Here is a 10,821-nt window from a genome sequence, read left to right as displayed (position 1 = left end):
TAACTCTGCTACAGATAAAGGAAAACTTTATTATCTAATTCCTTAACCTGATAAACACTTATGGCTTCTTTTGCCGGCCCCGCTTTTACCGCTCCTGACCTGACATCAAAATGGGAACCATGCCAGGGACATTGCACTGTTCCGCAGATCATTGCTCCGCCCGCCAGCGAACCACCTTTATGTGTACAGCGATCGTCAAAAGCCACATATCCGCTTTCTGTTCTTGCCAATGCTATTCTCTTATTTTCAATTCGCAGCAGTTTCATCTGATTTACTTTCAACTCATCACTTGTTGCCACTTCAATTGGTCCTGCTGTTTTTTCTATGTTCAATTCTTTCCATTTTCCGGCATCAGCATATCGTGGGTCAACTCCAATCTGATTACGGTAAACCAAAGTGCCACCCATCCAGCCGGCAAACAAGAGTAGAATAGTACCAATAAATTCTGTTGCTATAAACCACAAAACATCATAGTTATTTGAACGGAAATACAATGCAATTGAAAATACCAGTACGACTGTAATATTGGTGAGGCCATGTTTTGTTGCCCGATTCTTTGCAGAACTTTTTGGAGGAACAGTGTAACAGTAATCAATAATTCCCGGAATTGCTGTAATCAGCGCAGCTATAATTCCTGCAATTTCCAGGTATTTTCCTGTTTCTAAAAAGTGGTTGTTATCATTAAAAAAGCCAAGAAGGTCAAAAATTAAAGTTCCTATAAAAAAGGCAATAGGAAAACCAACCAGTATAGGGTGGATTGGATGACTCTTAATACTCGCGTTGCTTTTCATTTCAGTTTTTTAATAGTACCCGCTGAAATGAAAAAAGTTTTTATAACTACTATGCTACAGATTCTTTTAATTCAAGATCTAAAAAGTCTAAAGCCTCCTGCCAGCTGTTTACCCTGCAGTCGTGATCCAGCTTAATATTATGAGAAGCGGTAAACATGATGCCCTTACCCCGGCAGCAGCTAAGGTTTTTCATGTGGTCGTCAATCATGAAATCGGTTGCAATGATGCTTTTGTCTCCGCAAAAAATAATATTTCTCCAGGAGATGAAAGGGAAATGTTCCTGAAGCCATTCGTGTTTTTCGGGCAGCGACTGCGGAAATTCCATGGCGGCAGAAACAATATACACTTCGAAATTTTCCATCAATTTTTTTACTGCTTCCTGAGCTCCGGGCATCACAGGAACGGTGCGAAAAAATCCGGGAGTAAATAAAAACCTCCAGATTGCTTCTTTATCAGGGAACGCTTCTGTTTCTGACATACCATGCATGTCTTCTTTTTTAATACGCAGGCCAAATTCTCTTTCATACCAGTCTATAAAATGAGTTTCAACATCTGCTATTACGTTATCCATATCAATGGCTATTGATTTCTTCATGCTTGCGTGTTTAATAGTAATGAAGCAAATATTTAAAAGTTATGCCATATTTCCTAAACCTAATTCTTCAATATAAGTCATTGATAATTGTAATATTCCTTAATCGGTTTCAGGTGCAAACTTTTATTTGAATTTAATGAACTTTTTTAGATGGAAAGAGTAGAAGAAATAGAGTATTTTAAATTTATTAAAATGAAAATAGGAGTACCAAAAGAGATAAAAAATAATGAAAGCAGAGTGGCATTAACACCTGCAGGAGTAGCGAACCTGGTTCATTACGGGCATCAGTTATTTGTAGAAAAAAGCGCCGGAAAAGGTTCGGGGTTTAGTGATGGGGAGTACTCAAAAGCAGGAGCAATAATTGTGGATTCGGCTGAAGAAGCCTGGAGTATGGAAATGGTAATGAAGGTAAAGGAACCGATAGAAACAGAATATAAATACTTTCGAGAGGGGCTTATACTGTTTACTTACCTTCATCTGGCCGCAGAAAGAGAACTCACTAAAGCATTAATTGAAAATAAAGTAATTGGCATTGCTTATGAAACTGTTCAATTGGCTAACGGATCCCTTCCGTTATTAACGCCAATGAGCGAAGTGGCCGGTCGGATGGCAACACAAAAAGGTGCCCATTTTTTAGAAAAACCTGAAGGTGGAAAAGGGATATTACTGGGAGGTGTGCCGGGAGTGCGTCGGGCAAGAGTTGCTATAATAGGCGGAGGTGTTGCAGGAACTAACGCAGCGAAAATTGCAATGGGAATTGGTGCAGATGTAACAATTATTGATTCGAATGCAGACAGGCTGCGTTATCTGGATGATATTTTCGGGAGCGCGATTAATACGCTCATTTCAAATCCATATAACATTGCAGAACAGGTTCGTGAATCTGACCTGATTATAGGAGCGGTATTAATACCCGGAGCTAAAGCGCCTAAGTTGGTTTCGGAAGAAATGATCCAATCAATGGAGGAAGGCTCTGTAATAGTAGATATTGCAATAGATCAGGGTGGAATTTTTGCTACAACAGACAAAGTGACCACGCACGATAATCCGACTTACATTAAACACGGTGTTGTTCATTATGCTGTAGCTAATATGCCGGGTGCTGTTCCGCGTACTTCAACCTTTGCCTTAACCAATGTTACGGTTCCGTATGCTGCAGAAATAGCGAATAAAGGATATAAGAAGGCGTGCATTGATAATAAAGCTTTGTTGAAAGGTATTAATACGCTTGAAGGTTTTGTGACTTATCAGGCTGTAGCAGAAGCTCATAGTTTACCGTATCTTAATGCGTTGTCATTACTGGAAGAATCGGCAGAAATTGCATAAGTAATAATCATGGTATATCGGAAAGTATAACAGGTTTGAAAGGCCTTCGTTCTTAAATTTTAGTATTTTTACCATTATCAATACTAAAACCTATAAATATGATTAGAAGATCAACCGCTGTCTGGAACGGCACAGGAAAAGAAGGAAAAGGAACTTTAACTTCTACAAGCGGAGTTTTACAACAAACTCCTTATTCATTTGCAGCCCGTTTTCAAAATGAGGATGGCAAAGCCGGAACGAATCCCGAGGAACTGATAGCTGCCGCTCATGCCGGTTGCTTTTCTATGGCCTTAAGTTTTCAACTGGTAGGAGCGGGATACACGCCAACCGAACTACAAACCGAAGCCGCTGTGAAAATTGATCAAGTAGGAGAGGGTTTTGAAATTACATCTATAAAACTGACGTTAACCGGAACTGTTCCAAATATAACGGAAGAGAAATTTCAGGAACTGGCAAAGGCTGCTAAAGAAGGCTGCCCGGTAAGTAAAGCACTTTCAGCAGCAGAAATTACATTGGAGGCAAAGCTGAATCAGGCATAATAAATTATTAAAGAAGCTGGCTTATAAAACCAGCTTCTTTTACTTTCTGTTTCCTCATCCGGCTTACTCATTCTAAAATGAACTTGCAGACAAGGCAATATTTAGCGCATCCATAATTTTCAGGAAACTTTCTACCGAAATGGTAGTGCTTCCTTTCTCAAAATCAATAATTGTTTGTTCTTCAACTCCGGCTCTGTTTGCCAACTGAGTGGGCGTTAATTCCAATTCCTGCCTTTTTTCAAGCGATTTAGCTACTAACGATTTATAAAAAACCATAATTCATTTTTCTTTAAACTTACTAATTCTTTATAAGCATACCTATAACGTTTGTAAAAACGGATAATATGTTAAAAAAGGAAAGGTTAAGCGCATGCTTAACCTTTCCTCACATTATATTTTGTTCTGTTTTATTCAGGCATAAAACGGATCTCACTTAAAAACGGATTTTTCTTTCCTGCAGCTTTAAGCTTTTTAAATACAAAATATACATCGTGCAGCTTGCCGTCTGCTTTTTGCTGAACAGCAATGGAAGCAGAGGCTTTAGACGAACCGTTAAAAGTTATTTTACCTTCACCTATCTTAGCACCTGTTTTGTTATCAAGCCTGATTTCAACAGCATATTCACTGCTTTCACCCGCACCCGCTCCGGAAATATTTACATTTTTTATTCCGGTAAAGTCTATTTTATCAACTTTAATCCAGCCTTCTCCTTCAGGGAAAACCAAAGCAGGGTTACCTCCGGATTGAACTACAGAAAATCCGTCTCCATCAGTAAAATCTCTCATACGCATTACATTACTTCTCAGATAAGCAGCATCTGCTGCAAACATTGGGCGGATGCCTGCTGCTCCTTTATCTGTATAATTTGCTGTAAGAGAAAATACAGTATTCTGATTGGAAGCTGTGGATTCTTTTGGCAGAATCTGGCCTTTTGCAGGCAATGATTTCCTTACATCTTTCGGATTTCCCAAAGACATGATCCATAGTACAATTTGCCGTGCATCCGCTTCTTTCAGATTGGGATGTGCAGGCATTGCTGTTTCTCCCCAGTTGCCGCTGCCACCGGAAATGATCTTTTTAGGCAGAAAAGTGTTGGCATCAGGCTTATTCTTATATCGCTGAGAAACTTTTGTAAAGGAAGGTCCTATAGAAGGTTCATCAATTTTATGGCACGACTTACAGTCAAGTGTCATCATGATGTTTTTTCCCATAGCCACTTCAGATACTACCTGATGGCCCATAGAAGCACCTGCAAGATCGCTGCCTTTAATATAGTCGGTAGCAACAAACAAATTGTTCATATCCACCTGGTCGCCTTTATCACTCACTTTTATATCGTAAATAACAGGCTGGCCTGCAAAATAAAAGCTTTTATTTCCCTGGATAGAAATGTTAACAACAGGTTGGGCATTGCCGGCATAAACGGTAAGCTTATTGCTTGTTGCAGAAGCGTTTTTATCATCTTTTACCTCAACACTTACTTCATAATCGCCCGCTTGTTTTATGCTGTATTCAAGCGAAGGCTCTTTGGTTTCTTTTTTAGTTTTACCGATCCTCCAGATATAGGTCAGATCATCATTTTCCGGATCTTTTGCTTCAACCTTTGCCTTGAAAGTAAAGGGCAGCAAGCCACTGGAATTATCAACGGTAAGGTTTGAAACTTTTGGAGGACGGTTTCCTGAATTATAATCTATTCTTGATAATCCGGCATCGGGATTTTTGGCAAACCATCCACTGCCATATTCCAGTACATAAATTAAACCATCCGGCCCAACTTCCATATCAACAGGAGCATTAAAGCTGGTGTGTTCCATAAAGGGTTCCATCTTGTCGAAATCTCCTTCAGGCGTCATGGTTACTACTTTTATCCAGCGACGCATCCACTCATAAATAAATAACTTACCCTTGTAATAATCCGGATAACGGGATTTTTCAGGATAATCTTCCGGATAATAAACAGGGCCTGCCATTGCAGTCCGCCCGCCCGTTCCCACCTGAGGGAAATCAGGCGATGCTCCGTAAGGATACCATATAAAGGCAGGTTGTGCTGGTGGCAGCTGTGTTAAACCGGTATTATTTCTTGAATTGTTAACAGGCTTTTGGGGGTCAAAGAGTGCGCCGCTTTTGCCCGTAGCATAATCGTATTGGCGATAGGCGTAATTATTTCCGATAAATAGCGGCCACCCAAAGTAACCAGCTTTTTTTGCCTGGTTAACTTCGTCGTAACCCTTGGGGCCCCTGGTTTCAAGGCTGTCATTGTTAGAGTCTGGTCCAACCTCTCCCCAATACAAAAATCCTGTTCGTTTATCAACTGAAATTCTATAAGGGTTTCTGTCGCCCATTACATAAATTTCAGGTCTGGTTTTAGCAGTATTGGGTGCAAATAAGTTACCATTGGGTATGGAATACGTTCCATCTGCATTGATTTTGATACGAAGTATTTTCCCTCTCAGATCATTGGTGTTTCCAGCCGAGCGCCTCGCATCAAAATTTAAGTAACCTGGCCGGTCATCAAGAGGGGCAAAGCCGTGGTTGGAAAATTTCGTTGGCTGATCAAAAGGTGTAGTATTATCACCAGTAGAAAGGAACAGTTGATTATCGGCGCCAAAAGCAAGTGATCCTCCCGTATGGCAGCAAATATTTCTCTGTGAGTAAAACTGTAAGATTACTTTCTCAGACTTCATGTCCAGTGTATCGTTCTTAAAAACAAACCGCGACAAACGATTAACGGAAGTATCTGCAGGACTGTAAAATAAGTAGATATAGCTGTTCTCTTTGAAATTGGGGTCGGCTGTTAAACCCAATAGTCCTTCTTCGGCATTAACCCCCTGTACGCTTGTTTTCCAGTAAACGTTCAACAGGCCAACCTGCTTGATCTTTTTGGTATCGTGATCGTACATCATCAGTTCTCCATGCCGCTGTGAAATAAGAATATCAAGGTTAGGAAGAATAGCCATTTCGGTAGGCTCATAAAACTCGCCCTGGCTAAGAACAGTTCGGGTAAAACGGTCTTCTTCCGGAACCCGCAATGTTTTTGCTTTGTCGTAATCTAACTCGTTATTCTCACCAATTGCATATTGAATTCCGCCAAGAATATGTTTTAAATATAAAGGGTCTGCGTAGGATTCTTCTGTATGGCCAAGTTCGGTATAAAAAGCTCTGCCTCCGTCAAATTCGTGGTACCATGCCATGGGATGGTTGTTGCCATTCTTACCGCCTTTATAACTGCTTTCATCAATCTTTATCAGCACATTAATATCCTTGCTGATCTTTTTAAAGTTATACCACTCGTCTTTTCTTTTCCAGGTTTTAGGTAAATGCTTTGTTGAGGGATGATCCGAATTAACCACATTCAGCACGGCTTCCTGCTGTTCGGGATGACTGTCAAAATACGCACCTGCAAGACGGCCATACCATCCCCAATTATATTCTGCATCGGTTGCGGCATGAATTCCTGCGTAACCGCCTCCTGCCTGGATGTAACGTTCAAAATCAGCTTCCTGATAACTGTTTAATAAATCACCGGTGGTGTTTAAAAAAACAACAGCAGCGTAATTTTTAAGCGAATCTTCCGTAAAATAATTGGAATTAGTGGTAGTATCTACTTCAAAATTGTTTTCTGCACCTAATTTTTTAATTGCAGCTATTCCGTTGGGAATAGACGAATGATGAAAACCCGCGGTTTTACTAAATACGAGGATTTTAGGTTTGCCTGATCTTTTTTTGCAGGAAAATAAAAAAAAGGTACAACAAAAAAAGGCGCAAATTGCTTTAAAAGTTATACTCCGGTAAAAGTTAAATGGCATAGAATGATGGTTTTATATTTGAGGGTTCAAGATTAAAGTTTAATGTTCAGAATAAACAGCAATTTTAAGTAAAAAACATGTTACTTCATGCCTTGTTTCATTTCATAGTATGCTGATTTATTGGAGTGTAATTATGGGAAGTGTTATCTATACCAAGCTATGAAAAATTATTACTTCTTTCTTTTCGTTTTCGCAGTATTTTTTGTCTTTCATGAAGCCTGTTCAAAAAAAGAATCGAAGCGTTCTGATTCAGCACGACCAGAAAAGAAAATTTTACACGCTTTTCGTAAAAACAGTATCCTTCTGGATCGGAAAGCAGATTCAATAAAAAGAGTTCCGGTTAGTGAAAAGATGAATCAGTATATCATTTCTGGTATTCCCCTGCATCTTCTTAAATCAAAACATACACTGAAGGATTCGGGTAATGTATTCATATCTCCCATCAAAAAAATTAATACACAGTATTTTTAATTAGAATGAATTTTCAGAATTCTTCTTTAATTTGATCTGTATGAATATTGAAGAATTACGTGAATATTGTTTGTCAAAAAAAGATGCAGAAGAAGGTTTCCCTTTTGGAGAAGACACACTTGTATTTAAGGTTAAGGGAAAAATATTCCTTCTTACCGGACTTAGCAGTTCGCCTTTACAATTTAATGTTAAATGTGATCCCGAGAGGGCGATACAACTTAGGGAAGAACACGATGCCGTTAAGCCGGGATTCCACATGAATAAAAAACACTGGAATACCGTTGTTATTGATGGGTCAATTAATTCTTCACTGGTATTAGAAATGATCGATCACTCTTACGAACTGGTTCGGGGGAAGAACTGATTATTTTAATATAACTTCCGTAGCACCGTAACCGAACTTTTCTTTTCTTGCATCCATAAAGGTTTTTACCTGCTGGTGCTTTCCTAAAAGCTTATGAATTTCGTTTCTAAGTGTGCCGTTTCCTATGCCATGAATGAAAACGAGCGAAGGTAATTTATGAACAATAGCGGCATCCAGACTTTTCTTAAACTTGTCAAGCTGCGTATTTAAAATTTCTGTTTTACTGAGAAACTGATAATCGTCACGAAGCTTTTCAATATGTAAATCTATCTCCCTGGCAGGTTTTTCAATTTCCTTTTTTTTTTCCGCAGGTTTATAAAAGCTTTCTTTTAATTTCTCCGCATCAATTACCAGATCTTCTTTATCTAATTTAAAGCTCCATCCTTGCTGGTTTAATAAGGCTACTTGTTTTTTTGCACCCGCAAAATCTTTCGCTTTAAATTTCTCTTCCCATAACAGTGGTTCGGGTGGTTTCTGGTTCTGTCTGCTAAAATAAAGCGCTTTTATATAAAACTTAGGCCAGTTGCCAAGTTCGTTTAAATTAGCAGAAAATACGTTTGCAGATGATTGAGGGGCTATTATACCTGCAAATTCTCCCTTATACTGATTCGGTTTTTCGCTGGTAAAACTCAACAACAACTGAAAAGATGTTTCGTTTACTACGTGAAAGTGAACAACAGAGCCGATACGCTGATCGGTAATAAGAGCCAAAAAAATTCCCTTTGTTTGAAATTCTTCTGCGGGTATTGCTTCTTCTGTTTTATTTTCTTCCGTATCCGAAAGTTTTCTGCCCTGAATAAAAGTAACCTTTGAAGCTAAAACAGGTATTTCAAAATCATCCTCTCCGGTTACACCAATCGTTTGTTCATCGAAAATTTTTGTTACATATCCTTCCCGGCGTTCATCAACAAAACGTACAAAATCTCCCAGCTTAAATTTCATATTTTAAAAAAATTGAAAGAATCAAAACTACATAAAAAAACCTCATTTAGCCTGCTTGTACTCTTATAGATATTAGTAATGAGCCATAAAGTTTTATAATCAGAAAGATCAAACAGGTGTAAAAAGAGAGTGTTTTATTTGCATCAAAATTCTTTATCTCTTTCATCTTTAAATCCTGAATTATGAATCCTGAACAAAATTTAAGCCCGGATCAGAGCGATCCACAAAAAGACATGGAATCTAAAGGAAATGATTCACAGCAAGTATCGAACACGCTTACAACCCGGCAGGGGCATCCGGTGACAGACAATCAAAATTTGCGAACTGTTGGAAACAGGGGCCCTGCAACTTTAGAAAATTACCAGTTTCTTGAAAAGATCTCACATTTTGACAGGGAACGTGTTCCCGAAAGAGTTGTACACGCAAGAGGGGCTGGGGCACACGGATATTTTGAAGCCTATGGAACAGTTGGAAATGAACCTGCATCGAAGTACACAAGGGCAAAGCTAATGCAGGAAAAAGGTAAAAGAACACCCGTTTTTGTTCGCTTTTCAACGGTAACGCATGGCGGACATTCGCCGGAAACATTACGGGATCCCCGCGGTTTTGCCGTTAAATTTTATACGGAAGATGGCAATTGGGACCTTGTTGGGAATAATCTTAAAGTTTTCTTCATTCGTGATGCGATTAAGTTTCCTGATCTGATTCATGCCTTTAAGCCCGACCCGGTTACAAATCAGCAGGATGGTGAGCGCATCTTCGATTTCATTAGCAATACACCCGAAGCGATGCACATGGTGACTTTTGTTTTTTCGCCCTGGGGCATTCCTGCAAACTACCGGCAAATGCAGGGATCGGGAGTAAATACTTATAAGTGGGTGAATAAGGATGGACAGGCTGTATTAGTGAAATACCACTGGGAGCCTTTGCAGGGAATTAAAAATTTAACGCAGGAGGACGCTCAGGATATCCAGGGAAAGAACTTTAATCATGCAACGCAGGACCTTTATGAAGCAATAGAACAGGGAAATTATCCGGAATGGGAACTTTGTATCCAGGTGATGAGTGATGATGAACATCCTGAACTGGATTTTGATCCGTTAGATGATACTAAAATATGGCCCGAAGACCAGTTTCCATTTTTGCCCGTGGGGAAAATGGTATTAAATAAAAATCCGGAAAATTATTTTGCTGAAGTGGAACAAGCGGCTTTTGGTACCGGAGTTTTAGTTGACGGACTGGAATTTTCGGATGATAAAATGTTGCAGGGGCGTACTTTTTCTTATTCCGATACGCAGCGCTACCGTGTAGGAACTAATTATTTGCAACTGCCTATAAATGCTCCAAAAACGCACGTAGCTACCAATCAGCGGGATGGACAAATGGCTTACCACCAGGACATGGTACCCGGCGTAAATCCGCACGTAAATTATGAACCGTCTTCTTTAAACGGTTTACAGGAAGCACCAAAAGCAGGAAAAGATTATACTCCCCAATATAATGCTCCTCTGGTTAGGCAAAAAATAGACCGGACGAATGATTTTAAACAAGCCGGAGAACGCTTCAGAATATTTGAGGATTGGGAACGGGATGACCTGATTAAAAACCTGGTAAATACATTAAAGCCAACTCAAAAACATATTCAGGATAAAATGATTGAAATGTTCAGTAAGTGCGACCCTGAATATGGAAGGCGTGTGGCAGAAGGACTGAAGAATGCAAGCGAAAGTATTGAAAAAGGACCCATTGGTTCAACTTCTTCGCACACCGCGGTTGAGGAAGCGGAAGAGAAATCCAGGGAATCAAAACCATATTAAAATTTCTGTAGAAAAATTAACGGGGAGATCGTTGCCTCCCTGTTAATTTTCTATAATACCAGCAAAAGAAATTTTATCAAATAATTATCTTCCACAGGATGTAAGATGTTATTATCGATAACATAATAATCATCATATAAAAAGATGCTCTGAATAATAGAATTTTCATA

9 protein-coding genes are annotated in these 10,821 nt (G+C 39.3%); 4 read left to right on the top strand and 5 right to left on the bottom strand.

Features of this window, described 5'->3' with window-relative positions; genetic code table 11:
* Positions 1-8 precede the first annotated feature (8 nt).
* Positions 9-791: a Rieske (2Fe-2S) protein gene (locus ACLCDL_RS16475; protein WP_423149505.1), complete on the bottom strand. Its 783-nt coding sequence runs from the start codon at positions 789-791 to the stop codon at positions 9-11.
* 49 nt (positions 792-840) lie between these two features.
* Positions 841-1,386 carry a 5' nucleotidase, NT5C type gene (locus ACLCDL_RS16470; RefSeq protein WP_423149504.1) on the bottom strand — a complete coding sequence of 182 codons (546 nt, stop codon included), beginning with the start codon at positions 1,384-1,386 and terminating at the stop codon, positions 841-843.
* Between the two features lie 150 nt (positions 1,387-1,536).
* Here ACLCDL_RS16470 and ald point away from each other — a divergent pair, with 150 nt between their 5' ends.
* Positions 1,537-2,712, top strand: a complete 1,176-nt coding sequence (gene ald, locus ACLCDL_RS16465) for an alanine dehydrogenase (protein ID WP_423149503.1) — start codon at positions 1,537-1,539, stop codon at positions 2,710-2,712.
* Between the two features lie 98 nt (positions 2,713-2,810).
* Positions 2,811-3,251: an OsmC family protein gene (locus ACLCDL_RS16460; RefSeq protein ID WP_479725328.1), complete on the top strand. Its 441-nt coding sequence runs from the start codon at positions 2,811-2,813 to the stop codon at positions 3,249-3,251.
* A 72-nt stretch (positions 3,252-3,323) separates the two neighbouring features.
* Here ACLCDL_RS16460 and ACLCDL_RS16455 read toward each other — a convergent pair whose 3' ends face one another.
* Together ACLCDL_RS16455 and ACLCDL_RS16450 are read right to left on the bottom strand one after the other, a co-directional pair.
* Entirely contained in the window at positions 3,324-3,527 is a 204-nt protein-coding gene (locus ACLCDL_RS16455; protein ID WP_423149502.1) for a helix-turn-helix transcriptional regulator, read from the bottom strand.
* A 131-nt stretch (positions 3,528-3,658) separates the two neighbouring features.
* Positions 3,659-7,057 carry a ThuA domain-containing protein gene (locus ACLCDL_RS16450; protein ID WP_423149501.1) on the bottom strand — a complete coding sequence of 1,133 codons (3,399 nt, stop codon included), beginning with the start codon at positions 7,055-7,057 and terminating at the stop codon, positions 3,659-3,661.
* Positions 7,058-7,568: 511 nt separating this feature from the next.
* Between ACLCDL_RS16450 and ACLCDL_RS16445 the strand changes: the two genes are divergently transcribed.
* Entirely contained in the window at positions 7,569-7,892 is a 324-nt protein-coding gene (locus ACLCDL_RS16445; protein ID WP_423149500.1) for an MmcQ/YjbR family DNA-binding protein, read from the top strand.
* Here ACLCDL_RS16445 and ACLCDL_RS16440 read toward each other — a convergent pair whose 3' ends face one another.
* Entirely contained in the window at positions 7,893-8,834 is a 942-nt protein-coding gene (locus ACLCDL_RS16440) for a Smr/MutS family protein (RefSeq protein WP_423149499.1), read from the bottom strand.
* Between the two features lie 182 nt (positions 8,835-9,016).
* On the opposite strand from ACLCDL_RS16440, the gene ACLCDL_RS16435 reads away from it, so the two are divergent.
* Positions 9,017-10,651 (top strand): catalase, encoded by a 1,635-nt coding sequence (locus ACLCDL_RS16435; RefSeq protein WP_423149498.1) that lies wholly within the window; start codon positions 9,017-9,019, stop codon positions 10,649-10,651.
* The last annotated feature ends 170 nt before the right edge of the window (positions 10,652-10,821 follow it).

This window comes from Rubrilithobacter danxiaensis, from assembly GCF_047272945.1.
Classification (GTDB): domain Bacteria; phylum Bacteroidota; class Bacteroidia; order Sphingobacteriales; family Sphingobacteriaceae; genus Rubrolithibacter; species Rubrolithibacter danxiaensis.
The sequence above is the reverse complement of the archived record's forward strand: the minus strand, read 5'-3'. Positions and strand labels throughout refer to the sequence as shown.